Here is a 21,051-nt window from a genome sequence, read left to right as displayed (position 1 = left end):
TGCATGCACTTAACGTGCGCGATGCAGCAAGTAGCCACCCGCTACAAACATCAAAATAATTGGTATAAAGACGAACCATGCAGGCGATGGCGCGTACACCAAACTTGCATAACCCAAGAAATCTTGTAAGTAGTAAAAACCCAGTCCAGCAAATAAGGCAATCACCAAGCGGAAACCCATCGACTGTTGACGTAAAGGTCCAAAAATAAATGAACACGCGATCACCACCAAGGCAATTAAAGCAAAGGGTGAACCAAACTTTTGCCAAAACGCCAATTGGTAAGTTTTCGGGACTTGGCTATATTCATGCATATAGCTCATAAAGCTCACCAATTGACTCGGTGATAGGTCTTCAGGGTCAATGGTAACCATATGCACATATTTAGGTTGCAACGCCAATGAAAGCGGCTGTTCAACATTTTTCTTCGAGACGGCATCACCCGTCGCTAAGAGATCGACTTGGGTTGAATTTTGTAGCGACCAAGAGCCATTGTTGACAAAATTCCCTTGCTCCGCATCCAAAGTGCCTCGCAAACGATATTTTTCATCAAAATCAACAACCTGAACATCTTTAATTTGACCTTGCGAATTGGCATAGTCAATATAAATAAAGCGCTGACCTTCACGCGACCAATAGCCTTTGACTTCACCCAACTCAGCCGCAGTGCGGTGACTTTTGACGCTTTTGGCTTGTTCATTAGTATAGGGAATGACCCATTCGCTTAATGCAAAGGATAAAACTACCAAAATGAGTGCCGAACGAATCACCCAGCCCACAATCCGCCAAAGGCTGATGCCGACCGAACGCATCACAATCAATTCACTGTTTGAAGCTAGAGTCCCTAAACCCAGTACCGCGCCAATCAAGGCTGAAATCGGTAAAATTTCATATAAATAATTCGGTGAACTCCATAACACATACTGCAAAGCATTCCATGCGTTATAGCCTTCTTTCAGCGAGCCCAATTCACCTAAATAAGTAAAAAGCACTTGTAAGCCAGCCAATACCGCTGTCGCACCAAGCATGGCTAAAGCAGTAGTTTTGGTCACATGTTTTGCAACTATACGACGTGCCAACATTTTAAGACCTCACTCGCTGAATTTGTTTCTTAATTTTGGGCGCTAATTTTTGTTTACGCGAGAACAATGCTGCTGCAATACCGTAAATCACTAAGACCATTGGATAAGCCCAAATCCCCATTTCATCTTTACTGATCCGCGTTTTGATCGCCATTAAAGCCACGATTAAACTGGCAAAAATAAGTAAGGCTGGGAACAGTTTTAGGTAACGCCCTTGACGAGGACTGACCTCAGACAAAGCGGTGGCAAGCAATAACGCCACCAAAATAGCGAACGGCACAAAAATTCGCCAACCGAGTTCACTGGCAACCACAGGATCATGACGGTTATCCCATAACTTCGAGGTTGGTAAAGCTTCTACTTCGGTACTTTCAAATTTTGCTTCTTTATCATTTTCTAAACGTAAACGATAACTTTGGAATTCAGCTTGAGAATAACGCGGTTGCCCCGGATAGATTTCGTAACGGCGGCCTTCAACCAAATCCACCACATTGGCATTATCATCGGGCACTTCGACGCGGGTCGCTTCCTTCGCCAAAATAATGACATCAGGCTTACCCTCTTTTTCTGCACGCTGATAGAAGAAAATATCTTTTAAGTTTTTACGGTCTTCTGACAAGTCGCCTGCATAAATGGTATAGGGCCCAGAGGAAATAAACTCTTTCGGTCGAACCAAGTCAAAGCCTGTTCGTACCGCTTGCGAAGTCGTTAATGCTTCAAACTGACGGATGCCCCAAGGCGATGCCCACAGCATCAAAAATGCTTGAACAGCCATAAAGACCACGGTCATTGGCACCAATAAACGTGACAATTGATTGCGACTGACACCACTACCATTGAGTACAGCCATTTCATGATCGACATACAGACGACCAAAGACCAACATCAGACCAATAAAGAAACCGAGCGGAAGAATTAAGGTTAAAAATTCAGGCAAACGGTAGCCAATAATGCTAAATAAAATACTTGCATCTAAACGACCTTGCGCCGCCACACCAAAGTACTTGATCAAACGACCACCCATCATGATCAAGGTCAATAAGGCAATCACAACCAGTGATGTCGACACCACTTGCTTGACCAGATAACGCCGAATAATCAAATTAATTCTTCCAAAAATAGGGCCAATAAAAACTAGCGTTAGTTTACCCGAATGTAGAAAATATAAAACCTATACCCTTGTTGCTCATTGAAACTCTATTCATATAAATGTTTCAATGGTTTAATGGTTTATAAATTTAAAAAGGCATAAATACCGCACATGAAACTTTCTATTAATACGTCATTCCAAGCGAATGCGTCCAGCCAATATTTGTTGATATTAGTAGATTCTGAGCACGTTAAAAATGCAGCTACTTCATATCAAATCAATGATTTAGATAATTTAATTGAAGCAACTCAATTTAAAGCAGCACTCAATGAAAGCCTGCCTTTGGTGGCGAACATTGCCGCTTGTCGCAATAGCGCTCTTTTAGGCCTCGGCAAAGTTGCTGAATTACAGGTCAATAAATTTGCAAAAATTGCACAAACCATTATTAAAGCGTCACAAAAAAAATTCAAACAGATCAGTGTCGATATCTCTGCCCTACCACAAGAACAACATTATTTATTTGCACTTAGCCTGACGCAAGCGGCTTATGCATTTGATGAATACAAGTCTAAGAAAAATGAATTTGTTTTGGAGCAGATCCATTTAATCGCTGCTGAAAGTCCATTAACCACTGCACAGCTTGACTTAATTTCTGCAGTGCAATCAGGTCAGAGCTTTACCCGTGACCTAGGTAACCGTCCGGGCAATATCTGTTTCCCTGAATATTTAGCCGAACAAGCTCAAGCGCTTGCAGCTGAATTCCCAGATCAACTCAAAGTGACTGTACTCGATGAACAGCAAATGGCTGATCTCGGTATGGGTGCTTTCCTTGCTGTGAGCAAAGGTTCTGACCGTCCAGGCCGTATTATTACCATCGAATACCTTTCAAACCGTGAAGAAGCGCCAGTGGTGCTTGTTGGTAAAGGTGTGACTTTTGATACGGGTGGTATCTCACTTAAACCAGGTGCGGGCATGGACGAAATGAAATTCGACATGTGCGGTTCTGCATCAGTTTTGGGTACCATCCGTGCGCTGTGTGAAGCGAAATTACCGATTCATGTGGTCGGCGCAATTGCTGCTGCAGAAAACATGCCGTCTGGTCATGCCACTCGCCCGGGCGACATCGTAACCACCATGAGCGGTCAAACCGTTGAAATTTTAAATACCGATGCCGAAGGTCGTTTGGTTCTGTGCGATACCTTGACCTATGTAAAACGCTTTAATCCTGCACTGGTGATTGATATTGCAACCCTCACTGGTGCATGTGTTGTGGCATTAGGTTCAGTCCTTACCGGTATGTTCACTCCGGATGATGAACTTGCGGCTGAATTGACTGCTGCGGGTCAACACAGCTTTGACCGCGTATGGCGCATGCCAGTAATTGAAGATTATCAAGAACAACTTGATTCTCCATTTGCAGATATTGCCAACATTGGTGGTCCAAAAGCAGGCTCTGTGACCGCTGCATGTTTCCTTCAACGCTTTACGCGTGAATATCGTTGGGCGCATTTAGACATTGCTGGGACTGCATGGAACTCTGGTGCAAATAAAGGCGCAACAGGTCGTCCTGTACCATTATTAATGCAATTCTTGGCAAATCGTGTTCAAGCGAATGGCTAAAGTTAGCTTTTATTTATTTGAAAAAAGTCCTGAACGACAAGTCGAAAGCACTTGTCGTTTATGCCGTAAGATCCTGCGTCAGCCTGTACGTATTTGGCTACATTGTGCTGACCCAGACTTACAGCAACAACTTGATGAACGCCTGTGGAGTTTCGATCACACAGGTTTCATTCCCCATGGTATCGATCAACCCGAGGCAACGGTCTGTATTTCTGCCCAATTGCCTGAGCAAGCCGACTGGATTGTGTTTAATTTTAACGATCAAGCACTTGAACAGTTCGCAAGTTTTAGTCACATTATCGAAATTATTGAAAATAACGAACCCGCTAAAATTATCGGGCGTGAAAAATATAAACAATATCGACGTTTGGGCGTTCAACCACAGACCCATAAACTTTAACGTGATATTGGTTTTACCATATTTGCAAGGAGATGCACCATGGCATTGAATGTCGGTCCAGACTTTAAACAGCGCTGGTTAAAAGTACCTGAAGCTATTCGTCAGACCTTTATTGATGACCTTGGTCGCGTTTGCGATGTACTCAATCCAAGCACAGACATTCAACAATGGCTAGTCAATGACCAACAGCAACAGCAAGTGTCTTTTGACAAAATTGAGTCTGCCTATGCAGATTTAAAAGCACAGTTGATAGAAGATGCTCGTATTCGCAAACAACTGGCTTTAGAAAAAGCCTTAGAAGAAAAACGTGAAGCTGAACAAGCCTATGCAGAACAACTGAAACGTGACGAAGAGTTACGCTTTGCTGCACAAACGCAAGCGCTCACCATGATGCAGCATAATCTTGATCGTGAAGTACAACACTATGCTGCTCGCTATCATAAAAACCCTGAAACGGGTTTAGCGGGATTAAGCCAAAGCTTATCGGTCAGCGAAGGACAGATGTTGTCAGAACTTGAAAGTGTACGCGTGCGTTTGGAACTTGAGGCAGAAACGCAAATCGAAATGGCCATCAGTGATTTCCGTGCAAAATTGAAAGCTGCCGCACAAGAAGAAATTGACTATATCTTAGAAAACTCCAATTTTTCGACAGAATCTACATCGTCCCAAGCATCTTAAGCCGCCCATCGAAATCTGGTCACTGTCATTAAACTGACATGTATTTGCAACATGATGTTCATATGACTGAAGCATTGTCCCTCAAAACACAATGCTTCAGTCATCCTAAAAATATAATCATGCATCCAGATGGGAATTCAATATGGACATCATTCACCAGATTACCCAGAAAATATCCTCTCTATCTGCTGGAGAACAATGGGACATTCGTGCCAAAGATCTTTGGCTGAGTCATTCAGACTTTCACAGTATTTCGGTTTATCTCAGCCGTGAATCAGAAAAAGGTGGTTTTAGCATTCAGCAACTGCCCCACAGCTCGATTTTTCAAACCCTTGATGTAGTGACCGTTACAAAACACTAAGTGGTCATCTACTCCATAAAAAAAGCCCACAACTGTGGGCTTTTTTTATGTCTAAGTTTGGCTTAGACCAAATCTGCAACTGCAGAAACGGTATGTCCTAGGAAATAACCGATACCGAGTAATAATCCAATCCAGATGAAACCACCTAGCACGTTATAGAACATAAATGTGCCAAGGTTCATGCGTGCAGATCCAGCAGCAAAAGGCGCAAAAGAACGTACAAAGGGTACAAAGCGTGCGACTAAAATCGTTTTACCACCATGCTTCATAAAATATTTATTGGTTTTGACCATATATTCGGGCTTAAAGTAACGTGTGTGCTTATTAAAGTACTTAATGCCTAGCACGCTGCCCGTGTAGTAATTGACGCAGTAGCCCAAGACTGATGCGACAAATAACATCAACCCCATGGTGTGTAAATGCACCACTTCCGTCGTTGAGCATAATGCGCCAATGGCAAGCAATAGGCTGTCTCCCGGCAGGAAGAACATAAATACTGAACCCGTTTCTGAAAATATCACCAGAAATAAAATGGCATAAATCCACACACCATAATTTTCCAATAACATGGGTAACCACTGTTCCAGATTCAGTAAGAAATCAATCATTATCACCTGTCTGATTATTCATCATATATGTCATTCCGCGACGCATTATCACCAAAAATAAAAAAACAGTCTAATTTTTCAATCAGACTGTTTGGTTTTCTTCGGTATCAACTTATTTCAAGAAGCCATTTTCAGCGAGAAAATCTAAGCTAATTTTAGATTGCGCTGTGGTCTCAGCGGCTTTATCTCCGAGCAATAAACGCTCAATATAACGTGCTAAAACATCCACTTCCAAGTTCACTTTAGCCCCAGCTTTCCACGTACCGATATTGGTTCGTTCAGCCGTGTGCGGAATTAAATTTAAGCTCAGCACATTGCCACGTAAATGGTTAATCGTCAGGCTAATACCGTCTACGGTCACAGAGCCTTTTTCTGCTAAATAGCGTGCAATTTCTTTCGGTGCGGTCACTTCAAAATAAATTGAACGTGCATCTGAACGAACTTGAGTGATTTCACCCACGGCATCGACATGACCACTGACAATATGTCCACCAAAACGCGTGGTCGGCAACATGGCTTTTTCCACATTTACCGCCTGCCCTGCTTTCCAATGTTCCAAGGTGGTCCGATTTAAACTTTCACGTGAAACATCGGCTGCATACCAATTACTGCCAAAGTCGATCACGGTTAAGCAAATGCCATTGGTGGCAATCGAGTCCCCCAAATGCACATCCGACATGTCTAAATCTGTCTGGATACGCAAGCGGACATCGCCACCCACGTTTTGAATGCTTTCAACTTTACCTAGACTTTCAATAATGCCTGTAAACATGTTCAATCCCTGAAAAATATGGGGCGATGATTTTTACCACAAATCAAGTTGCGTGCTCACGCCAGATGTATCTACACCACCTAACTCTGCAAAATGGTGCAATTGACTCAACAACTGACGGATCGGTGGACCTGATTTGGCATGCGTATCCGTGATGACAATAAACTCTAGTACGCGTGCACGTTCAGACTGACGCTGCTTACTCACGCGGTAACGTGGTACATCTTGCGTCAATAAGCTTACTCGGCCACGTTTTAAATTGGCTTGTAATAAATCTGTGGCGCTGATATTACCATCGGTTGAATAGCTCGTCAGGATGTAACGTGCATTGATGGTTTCTAATAATTTTTCATAAGCTTCTTTCGCATGCTTCGAAGAATTATACGGACTTGGACGTTCTTTACGCCATGCACGATCGATTCCGCTCTTAAAACCCTTGGTGTCTGGTGTTGGTAAATCCACCTGATCCCATAACGTTAAAGCATTCAACACATGGTAGTTACTGCTGTAAGCGTGCTGGTTATACGGTGGATCGAGATAAGCCACATCCACTTCAAAGCCACTCATTTGATTAGCCAAATGCTGTGCGTCGACACACCACATTTCAGCGGCGGGTTTTTTCGGATCACCAATTTCACAAAAACGACTTGGGGTCAGCCATAACAATGAACCGATACGATCTAAGGCTGCTTGGGTTTTACCGCCCCAACCATGATGGAAACTTTTAAATACACCGCTGGTATTGCTGACAAAACTTGCTGAATACAATAACGGCGCTAACAAAGCACTCATTTCCACATCATCAATCGCGCCTTGAGCTTGCCAAGTTGCAATTTGCTGACGAATCGCATCGATACGCATACCGTTACGGCGTTTAAAGAATAAACGGTCACGTGCAGGATCGTAGATTTCATCATTACGTGGACACAAGTTATGGGTCACCCAACCTTTCACTTCTGGCAAACGGTTCAGATAATCAATCGCTTTCTGATAGCCACCCAACTCTTTAAACCCTGGTGCTTCAACGCAAGAGAGAATCGCGCTGTTCAAGGCGTGGCTGTAGGGTTCCCAGTCATTGGCAATAACACGATAGCCGTTTTGACGTGCCAACCGTGACACTACACCCGAGCCTGCAAAAAAGTCAGCAAATATCGGCGCACGACCATCTTCGCGTTTTAAGGTTCCCGTTTGCTCAAGTGCTTCTAAAATCAGATGTAATAGACGGCGTTTGTTTCCCAAATAAGGAACCAACTGATGGAAAAGATATTCGTCTGTGGTACGAGCCGCATGACGACGTTTGTGATAAACCGTAGACTCTGAATTCATAGCGTCTCTTGAGAAGGGATTAACCTTAAGCGAATGTCATCACCCAATTGAGTGACATCTTTCAGCTTAAATCGAAGCTGCTCTGCCATGCGGTCAAATTCCGCATTAAACATCGCACGTGCTGACTGACCCAACAAGGTCGGTGCAACATAACTGATCATTTCATCGATCAAATGTTCTTGTAAGAAAGCGGTCGAAAGTGTCGCACCGGCTTCCACAAGTACATCATAAATTTGGAACTGTTGAACGCATGCTGCTAACAGATCGGCCAAAGGCTGAATTTCAAATTGTACCACGCCCAAGTCAGCAAGTTCCTGACGATATGGCCCCATGACCATCACGGTTTCAGGTTGCTGCAATATTTTTGCGCTTAATGGCAAGCGGCCTTGACGATCTAGCACGATACGTTTCGGCTGAACCACGTTACGCATGTCAACAGCGTCATCGAGATGACGTACGTTGAGTAAGCAATCATCGGCTAATACTGTTTCAATACCAGTAATCACAGCACCTGATATCGCACGCCAATGCTGTACATCTTGTCTCGCCATCGCACCGGTAATCCACTTAGACTCACCCGAGGCCATGGCAGTACGCCCATCTAGGCTCGATGCGACTTTGAGCCGAACATAAGGCATGCCCGTCGCCATGGCTTTTAAAAAGCCCAAATTCAATTGATGTGCTTCTGCTTCACAAATACCTGTGATCACTTCAATGCCAGCATCACGTAAGATTTGTACACCTTTACCCGCAACCAATGGATTCGGATCGGGACATGCCACAATGACTTGAGCAACACCTGCTTCCACCAAGCCTTTGGCACAAGGTGGCGTACGTCCATAGTGTGCGCAAGGCTCCAAAGTCACATAAGCGGTTGCGCCACGTGCGGCCTCACCTGCATCACGCATTGCAAAGACTTCTGCATGCGGCTGACCCGCTTTTGGATGAAAACCTTCACCAACCAATTGACCGTCTTTGACAATCACACAGCCCACATTGGGATTGGGACGAGTGCTGTATTGCCCCTGCTGTGCCAATGCAATTGCACGCCGCATCCACTGTTGATGCTGCTGCAACGTCACTTGATCTAACTCAGACATGTAATCACTCATGATAAAAATGGAAGCAGATGTGCATTAGTGCTCACGCTGCTGCATTTGTTCAATTTGACGACGAAAAGCTTCTACATCTTGGAAGTCTTGATACACAGAAGCAAAACGCACATAAGCCACATGATCTAAAGCAAACAAAGACTGCATAACAATTTCACCAATGGTGCGTGATTTCACATCACGTTCACCCAAACGGCGAATTTGCAATTGAATATCACTGAGTACCGTTTCAATTTGCTCTTGCGTTACTGGACGCTTTTGCAAGGCATGCATCAGCGAGCGGCGGAGCTTGGCCTCATCAAAAGGTTCGCTCTTTGAATCCGACTTGATGACACGCGGCATCACCACTTCATAGCTTTCAAAAGTTGTAAAACGTTCACCGCAACTAATACATTCACGGCGGCGGCGTATCTGACAGCCTTCAGCAGCAAGACGTGAGTCAATCACTTTACTGTCTTCAGCGTTGCAAAATGGACAATGCATAGCGGTTAAATTGAACAAATCCGAATGGATTTAGAGTGTAGCAAAAATTTTGAAATTTGTAGAGCTTTACGCTAGATATGGAAAAAAAACAGCCCTTTCGGGCTGTTTTACACAATATATTGATTTACTGTGATCTTATTATTCTACACGTTCACCATGTTGACTTAAGTCTAGACCCATACGTTCGTCATCAGCTTCAACACGGATGCCAATCACTAGATCAATCACTTTCAAGATAATGAATGTCATCACAGCTGAGTAAGCGATGGTCGCTAGTACACCTTCGACTTGAACCCATAATTGATGCATTAAGTTGCTTGGTGCTTTATCACCCATGATGAATTCGCTGGCAAAGAATGCTGTAAGGATCGCACCCACGATACCACCGACACCATGTAGACCAAACGCATCCAAAGAGTCATCCGCTTTCAACGCACGTTTCAGCGCAGTAATACCCCAGAAGCAAACCACACCACCGATCAGACCCATCGCTAAAGCGCCGCCAACGGTTACGAAACCTGCCGCAGGTGTAATCACCACAAGACCTGCTACCGCACCAGAAGCACCACCCAAGACAGACGCTTTACCACGAACCACTTTTTCAGTAATTAACCATGCCACTGCTGCTGCTGCTGCTGCAACTTGTGTTACCACCAATGCATAACCAGCTGAACCATTTGCACCCAATGCAGAACCACCGTTGAAACCGAACCAACCTACCCATACAAGGCTTGCACCGATGACGGTTAACGTTAGATTATGTGGCGCCATAGATTCACGACCAAGCCCCATACGTTTACCAAGCATGTACGCTGCAACAAGACCCGCAACACCTGAGTTGATGTGAACAACCGTACCACCCGCAAAATCAAGCGCACCGTCGTTTCCTAACCAACCACCGCCCCATACCCAGTGGGTAATTGGTGCATAAACCACGACACTCCAAATTGCGATAAAAGCAACAAAAGCACCGAATTTCATACGTTCTGCAATCGAACCGCTAATAATGGCAACGGTAATGATGGCAAATGTCATTTGGAAAATAACAAAAAGAATCTCTGGAATCGTACCGGACAAGGCTTCTGTGGTGATGCCCGATAACATAAATTTGTCTAAGCTACCGATAAAGGCATTACCTTCACCAAATGCTAAGGTATAACCCACAATCACCCACGTTAAGCTCACGACACCTGCCGCAACGAAACTGTGTGCCATGGTGCTGAGTACATTTTTCTTACGGACCATACCGCCGTAAAATAATGCTAAACCGGGAATTGTCATGAGTAAAACAAGTGCAGTGGACACTAAAATCCATGCTGTATCACCTGTATCGAGCTTAGGCTCTTCTTCTGCAGGTGCTGGCGCTGCTTCAACTGGAACTGCAGCTTCTGTTGTATTTAGCGTTGTTGTATTTGCAGTATCAACTGCTGTGACTTCTTCTGTAGGTGCTGTTGCGCTTTCTTCAGCCCACGCAACAGAACCACCTAAAAGTGCACTGGACAAGCCGAGTGCAATTAGCATCTTTTTCATTCGTATCCCCCGACCTGATTTTCTGAGTTATTAGCTACTCAGCAAACTTCATGCCAATTTTTTAAACGGCATCTGCACCTGTTTCACCAGTACGGATACGGATGACTTGTTCCAGATTGCTTACAAAAATTTTACCGTCGCCAATTTTTCCTGTGCTTGCAACACGAGTAATTGATTCAATTACGGTATCGACCATTTCATCACTGATTGCGATTTCGATTTTTACTTTTGGTAAGAAATCAACCACATATTCAGCACCACGATAAAGTTCAGTGTGACCTTTCTGGCGACCGAAGCCTTTAACTTCAGTGACAGTGATCCCTTGAACACCATTTTCAGAGAGTGCTTCACGCACGTCATCTAATTTAAAAGGTTTTACAATTGCAGTTACGAGCTTCATGTTTTGTTTTCCTTCGGCTTATTTCACCTGTAAGGTTTTATGTTCAATTTTCATGCCAATATGACTACAGTCGGGGGAAAATAGTCAGCCCAGCATGAGATTTCTTTATAACCTATTTTATACGGATAATCTTGCGTATGCTTATAAAAATAGACGTTTTTACTAGAAGAATTACGATTTAACTGATCGATTAAACGCATATTTAAATGAAAGCACTATGGTCATGAATGTGGCGATGTTAAACTGCTGCAACAAATTCACTGAGGATGGTCACAACAATGATTGAAACCTTATTACAAGCGATATTAGAACAAATCGATCAGCCGAAAAAAGACGTCGAACATAATCTTCGCAGCTTACTCAATGAAGCTGTGAGCAAAATGGATCTCGTGTCGAAAGAAGAAATCGAACGCCAACGTACTGCACTGAATAATGCCAATTTACGTTTAAATGAATTGTTGAAACACGTCGAAGAACTCGAACAAAAAATTCAGAACAAAAAATAAGCACCTTTTTAGTGCAACAAAAGACGCATAACGATTAAAAATAATGCACCATAACGGAACAATAATATGTCTTTTGCCAAAATCTATACTCGGGGTTTGCTCGGCTTAAATGCACCCCAAATTGAAGTTGAAGTTCATGTCAGCCAAGGTCTGCCTTCATTGACCATTGTTGGCCTACCTGAGGCCGCCGTCCGTGAAAGTAAAGACCGTGTCCGCTCTGCGATTATTAATAGCGGCTTTCAGTTCCCAACCAAACGTCTGACCATTAATCTAGCACCCGCAGATTTACCCAAAGATGGTTCACGTTTAGATCTCGCCATAGCTTTAGGGATTCTGATCGCGTCGGGACAACTTCCTGAAAATGCAGCAGATGGTTTTGAATTTATTGGAGAATTGGCACTTGATGGTTATTTACGACCTGTCAGTGGCATCTTAAGTATAGCCATTGCCTGTCAGCATATCGGGCATCATCTGATTTTACCGGCACTCAATGCCGATGAAGCAGCGCAACTGCCTGAGTTCCAAGTCTTTCCTGCGCAGCATCTTAAGGATGTATGTGAACATTTAAGTCGTTCAGCCTTAATCAGTAGCCATCCCTCGACATCGTCAGCCAATCAACTCAGTTACCCTTTTGATTTATCTGATGTGAAAGGTCAACTCAGACCACGTCGTGCTTTAGAAATTGCAGCGGCTGGCGGTCATTCTCTACTATTTCGGGGTCCACCGGGCACAGGCAAAACTCTACTCGCCTCACGTTTAGCCAGTATTCTGCCCCCCTTAGATATGCAAGAAAATTTGCAAGTCGCGAGTATTTATTCCATTGCAGGTGCAAATCATCATTTTGGGCAACGTCCATTTCGTGCGCCGCACCATACGGCATCTGCGATTGCCCTCGTCGGTGGCGGATCAAATCCTAAACCAGGTGAAATCACCTTGGCACATTTAGGGGTTTTATTTTTAGATGAGCTGCCTGAATTTGATCGAAAGGTGTTGGAGGTATTACGGCAACCACTCGAATCCAAAGAAATTGTGATTTCACGGGCTTCTCGTCAAATCACCTTCCCCGCAAATTTTCAATTGATCGCGGCAATGAATCCTTGCCCATGTGGCTATGCCTTTAACCAAGACAGCCGCTGTCAATGTAGTGCTGAAAGCATTAAACGCTATCAAAACCGTATTTCAGGTCCATTATTAGATCGTATTGACTTACATATAGATGTCCCGCCACTGGCAGCGCATGAATTACAAAGTTCGCAAGAGGTTGAAAGCTCAAGTACGGTTAGGCATCGTGTCATTCGTGCCCATGAGTTACAAATAGAACGTCAGCAAAAATCCAATATGGCACTCACGCCGACGCAATTGGAGCAACAAGCAGTTTTGGATGCTACTGCACAGAATATTTTAAAGTTAGCCCAGCAACGAATGAATTTATCTGCGCGCGCCTATCATCGCGTATTACGTGTGGCTAGAACCATTGCCGACTTGGCTCAAAGTGAACACATTCAAGCTCAGCACGTATCTGAAGCACTGTCCTATCGAAGCCAGCTCAATACTTAAAAAAATGGCGACCCTAGGTCGCCATTTTTAATGCTTTTTAAAATTAGAATTCGTATTTCAAGCCAAATACGACTTTATTCTTTTGTTTTTCATCCAGACGGTCATAACCACCTACGATATAATCCATATTTACGCTCGCACCGGTGTCACCCAATGGATGGCTTAAGCCCGCTGTAAAATGACGGAAGCCAAAGTCTTCAGTGGTTTCTACAAATTCGTCATCATCACCATATGCATATAGGCCCAATGAAGTATTTAGCGTGAAGTCTTTTGGCAATGCATAGCTGTAGCTACCTAAGATATACGTATCGCCCTTGTTACCCCAAGTCGTATTTTGCGTTAAGGTTTGCGCAGTTAGGCTAAAGTCTTTGTAGTTCAATCCTAAGAGTGTTTCGAAACCATCTGAATCAACATCCGATTCATAGTAGTAATAATACGTACCACCGACGGTATAACCTAAATCTTCAGTAATTTTGCCGTTATAACCTGCATAAAAGTCATGTTCAAAAGAATCACGCCCTTCTTCACCAAGTGCATAATCTAAGGTTGAACCCCAGTAACCTGCATAGAAGCCTGACGCATGGCTATAGTCCAAACCACCTTGAATAGTTGCGCCGCTATTTTCAGGCACATTGGTAATACCACGTAAATTATAGCTAGACAGTACGCCGATATTTCCGGATACAGAATGCTCAGAAGCAGGTGCTTCAGCAAAAGTAAACGTCGATGCTGCTCCTAGTACAGCGATTGATAAAGCTTTAAGTGCAAATTTCATGGTTTGTTCCCCCACATCGTGCGACGACGTATTTTTTGGTTATTTCGTTGAACTCAATGAGGTATTAGCAAGCGCTGTGCCATGTTTAAAAAAAAGCGCATATTTTTTTTATAAAAGTCACCATTTTGGTTTATCAAAAACCAATATATTGATGTTTTTATTTATTATTTTTTAATTATCCTATTAGATCATTTTTCTCTTTAATTTATTTTAGAATGCAGATTTTCATCTATTTAGATTATTTAAATCTTCAGGTTGATAGATGTAACAGGATTTTAAAAATGCGCTTTTTTGAGTATATTTTTTCAACACCGATCTCAAAAATGCATAAAAAAAGTGCACAATCACCATTATGCACTTTCAAGAATATGACCGAATACGATCAACTCGTTAATGTTAGAAAGAATAGGTCAATCCAACCACAACGTTATCGTCTAATTGCTCGCCTTCTCGATCTTTACCGCCCCATACATAGTCAGCAGCAAGTTCAATTCCAGTATCTGCAATCGGTTTACTCAAGCCTAAACGTGCTTCAGTGAATACTACATCTTCTGTGGTTGTTAATAGGCTGTCATCACGACTGTCATTAAAAACAGAAACGCCGAGCGATGAATTTAATGAAACGTCATAGGGTAATGCATAGCTATAAGTAGCATTCAGATATACATCACCTGCGTTGCCATAATTAACATCAGACAACAATACAGCCATGCTTGCAGTTAAATCTTTATAACTTATGTCCTGAATAAATTCGACGCCCGTCGTGCGACGCTTTTCAGATCGGTCGTCGTTATAAACTGAACCGCCACCTTGATAGACATAGGCCATCACTTGTGACTTATAGCTCCAATCTTCATTGAGTTCACGTCCATATCCGACATAGAAATCATGTTCAAAACCATGCGACTGACTGTCGTCGGTAGGGTCATAGTTGAGTGTAGAACCCCAATAGCCCGCGAACAGCCCACTGTTGTGTGCATATTCAAGTCCGGCTTGTAGTGCAGCTTGATCATTTTCTTCACTCGCACGGTACACATATTTGTTTACCACACCCAAACTTCCAGACCATTTACCTTGTGCAGTTGTGGCTTGTTCAGTTTGTTCTGCAAATGCAGGGACTGTACCTAGGGTCACTAAAATACTTAAAATTGCTTTTTTATAAAATTGAATCATGTTTAGTCCCCACATCGGATCGATCGTGGATTGGGTTGAGTAAAATTTAGCGCCGATTTTAATCGATTTTACGGCACTGTATAGCCCCTTTTTTCTTATTTTGATCAATTAAATCTTTTAAAAACAAAGGTAAGATTATATATAACAGTAAAAACTAAGCTTTTGATTCATAAAATATCTTTTATAGCGTTCAAGTCTTTAACAATGATTTAATGCATTCATTTATATGTATTTATCACGATTAATATCATCTTTTATTGAACTGTTTTTTTAAGGAAAAATTTCTGACGACTTCGCTAAAAGTCATTCTCTATTTACAAAAAACACGCCAACGGTGCTTACTGTGCCTGAACATTGATGCCATGCACCTCAACCATTGATATACTTTTTGATCAAAATACGAATTTAGATTCAGCACAATTTGTCGCGAAGAGTGATGATAAATCAGCAAGTTAAATGAAAGTTTTTACCATTTTTTATATTTTTTTATTATAAGCAATGAATAAACTTCTCTTTAGCTTAATATATATTCAATTTAAATAAACTATCTGTTAAACAACAATAACATACGAAACATTTGCTTATTACAGATTGACCGATGATCTGAATGTTTTCTAACTTTAGTGTAATAAGCGCATTAAAAATAGTGATTTTTTTAAGAAAAAATATACAATCGCACTACATATTAACCAAATTTGCATGAGGCTCTCTCCCAATGCTTAAAGCTCAACAACTAACACTTGCAGTATTAGTAAACGCTGCTCTTATTTCTACTGCTTTTGCTAGCGAACAAAGTGAATCTAAAGGCTTTGTGGAAGATGCCGAAGGCTCTGTACTTTTCCGTACTGGTTATATTCACCGTGACAAAACAAATTATATCGAAAATGGTACCGGTGCAGAAAAACGTGTAACTGACACAAGCTCAACTGCTCAGTCTGCGATCGTAAAACTTGAATCTGGTTTTACTCAAGGTGTGGTTGGTTTTGGTGTAAACATTACTGGTGATGCTTCATTCAAATTAGGCAGTAATAATAATGCTGGCAATGGCATGATTCCTCGTGAAACTGGAATCAATGATAAAGGTGAATTACAAAAAGGCATCGGTGATACCTATGATCATTGGGCACGTGGTGGTGCCAGTGTAAAAGCACGTATATCAAATACAACTGTTGAATACGGTACCCAAGTTCTAGATCTTCCTGTACTTGCGTCTAATACAGCACGTATGGTTCCAGAATATTTCACTGGTGTTCTTGCGAAAAGCCGTGAAATTGAAAATCTAGAAGTTATTGCTGGTAAATTCACAGAGAATCAATATTCAGATCAAATCAATACTGATGGCCGTCATCTAGATAATGCAATCGTTTGGGGTGCAAAGTACAAATTTAACGATCAGCTTAATGCATCTTACTATGGCTTAGACAGTGAAGATGCGCTTGAACGTCACTACATCAATGCAAACTACACATTGCCTTTAGCTGAAAAACGCTCATTAAATGTAGAGTTCAATGGCTACCATACTGAATGGGACGAGCAAGCTAGAACTTATTCTTCAACAATTGGTAATAAAAATGTTGACGGCCGCAGCAATAGCATCTGGTCTCTTGCAGGTACATTAAACCAAGGCGCTCACTCAGTCATGCTAGCTTACCAACAAAATACAGGCAACACTGGTTATGACTATGGCGAAAATGCTGATGGCGCACAGTCAATCTATGTAGCTAACTCATACTTATCTGACTTTGTGGGGAACCATGAAAAATCGGCACAAGTTCAATATAACTTAAACTTTACTGATTATGGTGTGCCAGGCTTGAACTGGACTTCTGCATTCGTTTATGGCTGGGATATTAAAGTCAACAATTCAGCAAAAGAAGGTCAAGAGCGCGAATTCTTTAACCAAGTGAAATATACTGTTCAATCTGGTTTTGCTAAGGACGCAAGCTTACGTGTACGTCATTCTTACTACCGCGCAAGTGATAACTACCAAGCTGGTAACTATATCGGTGATACAAACGAATGGCGTTTATTCTTAGACATCCCTGTGAAATTATTTTAATTTCGCAGCTACTCTAAGATAGCGAAAAAAAACCTGCACACTGTGCAGGTTTTTTTATGAGCATCGTTTTCATATAACAACGATGCTCAGCTTAAAACAATATTATTTGTTCGCAGCTTTGTAAGCTTCAATTGAGCTAAGTACTTCTTGTTTAGCAACATCAGCACCTTCCCAACCACTTAACTTAACCCATTTACCAGGCTCTAAGTCTTTGTAGTGTTGGAAGAAATGTTCAATTTGATTGATCAATAATGCAGGAAGATCTGTATATTCTTGAACATCTTTATAAAGCGGAGTCAATTTGTCGTGTGGAACAGCAACGAGTTTTGCGTCAACACCACCGTCATCTTCCATGTTCAATTTACCAACAGGACGGCAACGAATTACAGAACCTGGCTCTACTGGATGTGGAGTTACCACAAGTACGTCTAGTGGGTCACCATCCAAAGATAATGTATTTGGAACATAACCATAGTTCGCTGGGTAGAACATTGCAGTACCCATGAAACGGTCTACAAATAACGCATCAGAATCTTTATCGATTTCGTATTTGATTGGTGCTGCATTTGCAGGAATTTCAATAATGACATAGATGTCGTTTGGTGCATCTTTACCCGCTGGGATATTGCTGTAGCTCATAGCATCACTCTTTAAACAAAGTTAAATCTTTTAATCCGGCACAATTATAACGGTTTTATCGCTTTTTTTGTGATTTTAGCGATCATGCTGATAATTTAATCATCAAGCAGAACATTTAGCTTAATTTAATGACCAATAACATCAGGCAAATTGGGCACAACATCGACAAGGTCCAAATGATCGAACGTAAAGTTGCCCAATTGGCTAAATAACATAACCCATAAATGACGCGTAAAACGAGATAGGCAATCCCAAAGGTCATGATGTATTGCTGATGAATCACCATGTATTCAGCCATTAAAATAGCTGCAATAAATAATGGTAAACTTTCAAAACTATTTTGCTGCACTGCATGTGCGCGGCTCGCCACCCCTGTAGAGCGCGCTAAAACTTCACGTGGATTTTGATTATCACTCGACTTAAAACCTGCAGCTCGCTTCGCAATAAATGTAAATACATATGGCAGTAAACAAGCGGCCAAAATGAGATAGATGATCCCACTGATGCTGTGCATGTGTTTTTTCTCAGGAAGATTTTATGGCTGCTATAATACCATGGCATTTCGTGAATAATTTTTGTTAAATATAGTGTTTTTATAATCGGCAGATGAAAGGATCCTCTATGAGCACTTCTGATCAAGATCAATTATTTGAAGTTCTTGAAGAGCAAAAACGCCATCAGCTTCGCGTCGATCGTGTTTTAAAAATTGTCATTCCTGTGACTGCATTTTTACTTGCTGTGATCTGTGCCAACTTAAATGTATGGTCGACTGTTTTCAGCTTTGTCATCATGTGGATTGCATTCTATGCAGTTTCCATCAAGCAACTTCCCCTTTGGCATTGGGTCATTGTCATTGCACTATATTGTTTAGTCGACAATATTTTAACCTATGGCAGCTATAACCAATCTGGCTTTAGTCGTCAGTTCGGCGCGATGTTTATTTTCTTAGGTGTTTTTGGTGTAGGACGTCGCTACTTTGATCGCTGGTCGATGAATAAAGGCAAGCTTTAATGATCTAAATTAAAAGCGATAAAAAAAGCGCCCGAAGGCGCTTTTTTTATGCATCGTATTATGCGGTTTTACGCAAATCTTTACGTAGAATTTTACCGACGTTCGATTTTGGTAATTCATCCATAAATTCAACATAACGTGGGCGTTTATAGCCAGTTAAGTTTTCTTTTGCGAATGCCAAAACTTCTTCAGTTGTTAAAGATGGATCTTTTTTCACAACGAATAATTTAGGTACTTCACCTGATTTTTCATCAGGAACACCAATCGCAGCAACTTCTAGCACTTTTGGATGTTTTGCAACAACTTCTTCAATTTCAGAAGGATAAACGTTGAAGCCTGATACCAAAATCATGTCTTTTTTACGGTCTACAATCTTCACATAACCGCGTGGATCCATGACACCAATGTCACCTGTACGGAAGAAACCGTCCGCCGTCATTACTTTGGCAGTTTCATCTGGACGGTTCCAATAGCCTTTCATGACTTGAGGACCACGAATCGAAATTTCACCTTGCTCACCTTGAGCAACTTCATTGCCATCATCATCTAAAATAGCAACTTCAGTCAGTGGCAATGGAATACCAATCGTACCGCTGAATTCCATTGATGCTGGAGGGTTTGCAGTTGCAACAGGTGAAGTTTCTGATAAGCCATAACCTTCGATGATATTGGTACCGGTAACTTTCTTCCACGCTTCTGCAGTCGAAGGAAGTACTGCCATACCACCACCCATCGCCATTTTTAGCTTGCTGTGGTCAAGTTGCTTGAACTCTTCATTGTTCACCAAAGCATTAAACAAAGTGTTCACTGCTGGAAAGAATGAAGGTTGGTATTTACGTAATTCTTTCATTACCGCAGGTAGGTCACGCGGGTTAGGAATCAATACGTTCGCCTGACCTTTGTACATGCCGTAAAGTGCACACACCATAAATGCAAAGATGTGATACAGCGGTAATGCACAGAAGATACGATCATCTGGCTGACCATCTTGCTGACCAAATTTACTTTGGAAAATACCATCACACTGCAACATGTTTGACACAAGGTTACGATGTGTCAATTCTGCGCCTTTAGATACGCCAGTTGTACCACCAGTATATTGAAGTACTGCAGTATCACTTAGAGTTAAGTTTGGACGTTTGTAATTGTTTGCACTCACTTTAGACATTGCTGCATTAAAGCGAATATGACCTGGAATGTTCCAAGCTGGAATTTGTTTACGTACTGAACGTAATACAAAGTTAACCAATGTACCTTTCAGTGTACCGAGCATGTCGCCCACAGATGCCACGATCACGTGTTTTACTGGGGTTTTACCAATAATCGCTTGGTAAACAGATGCAAAGTTTTCAATGATAACCAATGCCTCTGAACCAGAGTCATTTAATTGATGTTCAAGCTCACGAGAGGTATACAATGGATTCACGTTGACCAATACCAGTCCAGCACGGAATACACCCAATGCAACAACAGGATATTGAAGAACGTTAGGCATCATAACTGCAACGCGTGAACCTTGTGCCAAACCTAAACTTTGCAAATAAGTTGCAAATTTACGGCTTGCTTCATCAAGTTCTTTAAAAGTTAAGACTTTATCCATGAAGATAAAGGCATTTCTTGAGCCAAACTTCTGAAAATTACGCTCAAAAATATCGACCAATGAGGTATTTTCTGCGGGTAATTCTACAGTTTCTGGAATCCCTGTCTTTTGGTATTCAGCGAACCAAATCTTTTCCATAACGCCCAATTCTCCTGTCGTAATCCTTAATAATCCAACTGTTTTTTTTCAATATTAAGCGGTCATTATTTAACTTGTTTGTGCTTAATATTGCATCCATTTCACGAATAACAGCATATATAACGTATTTCGT

General features: G+C 41.9%; 22 protein-coding genes. 8 read left to right on the top strand and 14 right to left on the bottom strand.

Annotated elements, in window-relative coordinates; all coding sequences use genetic code 11:
* Positions 1-9 precede the first annotated feature (9 nt).
* Both lptG and lptF read right to left on the bottom strand, forming a co-directional pair.
* A complete protein-coding gene (gene lptG, locus AC25JC_RS02100; protein WP_486923373.1) occupies positions 10-1,080 on the bottom strand; it encodes an LPS export ABC transporter permease LptG in 1,071 nt (356 codons plus the stop codon).
* Between the two features lies 1 nt (position 1,081).
* Positions 1,082-2,182 carry an LPS export ABC transporter permease LptF gene (gene lptF, locus AC25JC_RS02095; protein ID WP_486923372.1) on the bottom strand — a complete coding sequence of 367 codons (1,101 nt, stop codon included), beginning with the start codon at positions 2,180-2,182 and terminating at the stop codon, positions 1,082-1,084.
* 159 nt (positions 2,183-2,341) lie between these two features.
* Here lptF and AC25JC_RS02090 point away from each other — a divergent pair, with 159 nt between their 5' ends.
* From AC25JC_RS02090 to AC25JC_RS02075, 4 genes are all read left to right on the top strand, one after another.
* Positions 2,342-3,790, top strand: a complete 1,449-nt coding sequence (locus AC25JC_RS02090) for a leucyl aminopeptidase (RefSeq protein WP_486923371.1) — start codon at positions 2,342-2,344, stop codon at positions 3,788-3,790.
* Positions 3,783-4,190, top strand: a complete 408-nt coding sequence (locus AC25JC_RS02085; RefSeq protein ID WP_078192594.1) for a DNA polymerase III subunit chi — start codon at positions 3,783-3,785, stop codon at positions 4,188-4,190. Before AC25JC_RS02090 ends, AC25JC_RS02085 begins: the two co-directional genes overlap by 8 nt.
* Before the next feature lie 39 nt (positions 4,191-4,229).
* Entirely contained in the window at positions 4,230-4,868 is a 639-nt protein-coding gene (gene blhA, locus AC25JC_RS02080) for a cell division protein BlhA (RefSeq protein WP_486923370.1), read from the top strand.
* Between the two features lie 142 nt (positions 4,869-5,010).
* The gene (locus AC25JC_RS02075; protein WP_078189459.1) at positions 5,011-5,229 is read left to right on the top strand and encodes a hypothetical protein; all 219 of its coding nucleotides are present in this window, start codon (positions 5,011-5,013) and stop codon (positions 5,227-5,229) included.
* Between the two features lie 62 nt (positions 5,230-5,291).
* Here the strand turns inward: AC25JC_RS02075 and AC25JC_RS02070 are convergent, their stop codons facing one another.
* From AC25JC_RS02070 to glnK, 7 genes are all read right to left on the bottom strand, one after another.
* Entirely contained in the window at positions 5,292-5,837 is a 546-nt protein-coding gene (locus AC25JC_RS02070; protein WP_111884846.1) for a VTT domain-containing protein, read from the bottom strand.
* A 112-nt stretch (positions 5,838-5,949) separates the two neighbouring features.
* The gene (locus AC25JC_RS02065) at positions 5,950-6,609 is read right to left on the bottom strand and encodes a riboflavin synthase (protein ID WP_078192598.1); all 660 of its coding nucleotides are present in this window, start codon (positions 6,607-6,609) and stop codon (positions 5,950-5,952) included.
* A gap of 33 nt (positions 6,610-6,642) precedes the next feature.
* Positions 6,643-7,935: a DNA adenine methylase gene (locus AC25JC_RS02060; RefSeq protein WP_486923369.1), complete on the bottom strand. Its 1,293-nt coding sequence runs from the start codon at positions 7,933-7,935 to the stop codon at positions 6,643-6,645.
* Positions 7,932-9,035: a bifunctional diaminohydroxyphosphoribosylaminopyrimidine deaminase/5-amino-6-(5-phosphoribosylamino)uracil reductase RibD gene (gene ribD, locus AC25JC_RS02055; RefSeq protein ID WP_486923368.1), complete on the bottom strand. Its 1,104-nt coding sequence runs from the start codon at positions 9,033-9,035 to the stop codon at positions 7,932-7,934. Before ribD ends, AC25JC_RS02060 begins: the two co-directional genes overlap by 4 nt.
* 36 nt (positions 9,036-9,071) lie before the next feature.
* Positions 9,072-9,530: a transcriptional regulator NrdR gene (gene nrdR, locus AC25JC_RS02050; RefSeq protein ID WP_067763170.1), complete on the bottom strand. Its 459-nt coding sequence runs from the start codon at positions 9,528-9,530 to the stop codon at positions 9,072-9,074.
* A 138-nt stretch (positions 9,531-9,668) separates the two neighbouring features.
* Positions 9,669-11,060 (bottom strand): ammonium transporter, encoded by a 1,392-nt coding sequence (locus AC25JC_RS02045; RefSeq protein ID WP_486923367.1) that lies wholly within the window; start codon positions 11,058-11,060, stop codon positions 9,669-9,671.
* Between the two features lie 61 nt (positions 11,061-11,121).
* On the bottom strand, positions 11,122-11,460 hold the full coding sequence (gene glnK / locus AC25JC_RS02040) for a P-II family nitrogen regulator (RefSeq protein WP_067763174.1): 339 nt from the start codon (positions 11,458-11,460) through the stop codon (positions 11,122-11,124).
* A 278-nt stretch (positions 11,461-11,738) separates the two neighbouring features.
* On the opposite strand from glnK, the gene AC25JC_RS02035 reads away from it, so the two are divergent.
* On the top strand, positions 11,739-11,966 hold the full coding sequence (locus AC25JC_RS02035; RefSeq protein ID WP_078189551.1) for an accessory factor UbiK family protein: 228 nt from the start codon (positions 11,739-11,741) through the stop codon (positions 11,964-11,966).
* A 66-nt stretch (positions 11,967-12,032) separates the two neighbouring features.
* The gene (locus tag AC25JC_RS02030; RefSeq protein WP_486923366.1) at positions 12,033-13,523 is read left to right on the top strand and encodes a YifB family Mg chelatase-like AAA ATPase; all 1,491 of its coding nucleotides are present in this window, start codon (positions 12,033-12,035) and stop codon (positions 13,521-13,523) included.
* A gap of 43 nt (positions 13,524-13,566) precedes the next feature.
* Here AC25JC_RS02030 and AC25JC_RS02025 read toward each other — a convergent pair whose 3' ends face one another.
* Both AC25JC_RS02025 and AC25JC_RS02020 read right to left on the bottom strand, forming a co-directional pair.
* Positions 13,567-14,298: a TorF family putative porin gene (locus AC25JC_RS02025; protein WP_486923365.1), complete on the bottom strand. Its 732-nt coding sequence runs from the start codon at positions 14,296-14,298 to the stop codon at positions 13,567-13,569.
* A 396-nt stretch (positions 14,299-14,694) separates the two neighbouring features.
* Positions 14,695-15,471: a TorF family putative porin gene (locus AC25JC_RS02020; RefSeq protein WP_486923364.1), complete on the bottom strand. Its 777-nt coding sequence runs from the start codon at positions 15,469-15,471 to the stop codon at positions 14,695-14,697.
* 715 nt (positions 15,472-16,186) lie between these two features.
* On the opposite strand from AC25JC_RS02020, the gene AC25JC_RS02015 reads away from it, so the two are divergent.
* Positions 16,187-17,530 (top strand): OprD family outer membrane porin, encoded by a 1,344-nt coding sequence (locus AC25JC_RS02015; protein WP_486923363.1) that lies wholly within the window; start codon positions 16,187-16,189, stop codon positions 17,528-17,530.
* A gap of 102 nt (positions 17,531-17,632) precedes the next feature.
* Here AC25JC_RS02015 and ppa read toward each other — a convergent pair whose 3' ends face one another.
* Together ppa and AC25JC_RS02005 are read right to left on the bottom strand one after the other, a co-directional pair.
* A complete protein-coding gene (ppa, locus tag AC25JC_RS02010; protein WP_078189469.1) occupies positions 17,633-18,169 on the bottom strand; it encodes an inorganic diphosphatase in 537 nt (178 codons plus the stop codon).
* Between the two features lie 115 nt (positions 18,170-18,284).
* The gene (locus AC25JC_RS02005; protein ID WP_180116065.1) at positions 18,285-18,683 is read right to left on the bottom strand and encodes an MAPEG family protein; all 399 of its coding nucleotides are present in this window, start codon (positions 18,681-18,683) and stop codon (positions 18,285-18,287) included.
* Between the two features lie 107 nt (positions 18,684-18,790).
* On the opposite strand from AC25JC_RS02005, the gene AC25JC_RS02000 reads away from it, so the two are divergent.
* Entirely contained in the window at positions 18,791-19,180 is a 390-nt protein-coding gene (locus tag AC25JC_RS02000) for a hypothetical protein (RefSeq protein ID WP_078189471.1), read from the top strand.
* Positions 19,181-19,238: 58 nt separating this feature from the next.
* On the opposite strand, the gene AC25JC_RS01995 is transcribed toward AC25JC_RS02000, so the two are convergent.
* Entirely contained in the window at positions 19,239-20,918 is a 1,680-nt protein-coding gene (locus AC25JC_RS01995) for a long-chain-fatty-acid--CoA ligase (protein WP_486923362.1), read from the bottom strand.
* Positions 20,919-21,051 lie beyond the last annotated feature (133 nt).

This window comes from Acinetobacter sp. P37, assembly GCF_057480965.1.
This window is presented reverse-complemented; position numbering and strand designations above follow the sequence as displayed.

What these genes read in the sequence shown, in the direction of transcription:
- lptG (WP_486923373.1), bottom strand. Translation starts at nt 1,080, where the DNA reads ATGTTGGCACGTCGTATAGTTGCAAAACATGTGACCAAAACTACTGCT.
- AC25JC_RS02090 (WP_486923371.1), top strand. Translation starts at nt 2,342, where the DNA reads ATGAAACTTTCTATTAATACGTCATTCCAAGCGAATGCGTCCAGCCAA.
- AC25JC_RS02085 (WP_078192594.1), top strand. Translation starts at nt 3,783, where the DNA reads ATGGCTAAAGTTAGCTTTTATTTATTTGAAAAAAGTCCTGAACGACAA.
- blhA (WP_486923370.1), top strand. Translation starts at nt 4,230, where the DNA reads ATGGCATTGAATGTCGGTCCAGACTTTAAACAGCGCTGGTTAAAAGTA.
- AC25JC_RS02075 (WP_078189459.1), top strand. Translation starts at nt 5,011, where the DNA reads ATGGACATCATTCACCAGATTACCCAGAAAATATCCTCTCTATCTGCT.
- AC25JC_RS02070 (WP_111884846.1), bottom strand. Translation starts at nt 5,837, where the DNA reads ATGATTGATTTCTTACTGAATCTGGAACAGTGGTTACCCATGTTATTG.
- AC25JC_RS02065 (WP_078192598.1), bottom strand. Translation starts at nt 6,609, where the DNA reads ATGTTTACAGGCATTATTGAAAGTCTAGGTAAAGTTGAAAGCATTCAA.
- AC25JC_RS02060 (WP_486923369.1), bottom strand. Translation starts at nt 7,935, where the DNA reads ATGAATTCAGAGTCTACGGTTTATCACAAACGTCGTCATGCGGCTCGT.
- ribD (WP_486923368.1), bottom strand. Translation starts at nt 9,035, where the DNA reads ATGTCTGAGTTAGATCAAGTGACGTTGCAGCAGCATCAACAGTGGATG.
- nrdR (WP_067763170.1), bottom strand. Translation starts at nt 9,530, where the DNA reads ATGCATTGTCCATTTTGCAACGCTGAAGACAGTAAAGTGATTGACTCA.
- AC25JC_RS02045 (WP_486923367.1), bottom strand. Translation starts at nt 11,060, where the DNA reads ATGAAAAAGATGCTAATTGCACTCGGCTTGTCCAGTGCACTTTTAGGT.
- glnK (WP_067763174.1), bottom strand. Translation starts at nt 11,460, where the DNA reads ATGAAGCTCGTAACTGCAATTGTAAAACCTTTTAAATTAGATGACGTG.
- AC25JC_RS02035 (WP_078189551.1), top strand. Translation starts at nt 11,739, where the DNA reads ATGATTGAAACCTTATTACAAGCGATATTAGAACAAATCGATCAGCCG.
- AC25JC_RS02030 (WP_486923366.1), top strand. Translation starts at nt 12,033, where the DNA reads ATGTCTTTTGCCAAAATCTATACTCGGGGTTTGCTCGGCTTAAATGCA.
- AC25JC_RS02025 (WP_486923365.1), bottom strand. Translation starts at nt 14,298, where the DNA reads ATGAAATTTGCACTTAAAGCTTTATCAATCGCTGTACTAGGAGCAGCA.
- AC25JC_RS02020 (WP_486923364.1), bottom strand. Translation starts at nt 15,471, where the DNA reads ATGATTCAATTTTATAAAAAAGCAATTTTAAGTATTTTAGTGACCCTA.
- AC25JC_RS02015 (WP_486923363.1), top strand. Translation starts at nt 16,187, where the DNA reads ATGCTTAAAGCTCAACAACTAACACTTGCAGTATTAGTAAACGCTGCT.
- ppa (WP_078189469.1), bottom strand. Translation starts at nt 18,169, where the DNA reads ATGAGCTACAGCAATATCCCAGCGGGTAAAGATGCACCAAACGACATC.
- AC25JC_RS02005 (WP_180116065.1), bottom strand. Translation starts at nt 18,683, where the DNA reads ATGCACAGCATCAGTGGGATCATCTATCTCATTTTGGCCGCTTGTTTA.
- AC25JC_RS02000 (WP_078189471.1), top strand. Translation starts at nt 18,791, where the DNA reads ATGAGCACTTCTGATCAAGATCAATTATTTGAAGTTCTTGAAGAGCAA.
- AC25JC_RS01995 (WP_486923362.1), bottom strand. Translation starts at nt 20,918, where the DNA reads ATGGAAAAGATTTGGTTCGCTGAATACCAAAAGACAGGGATTCCAGAA.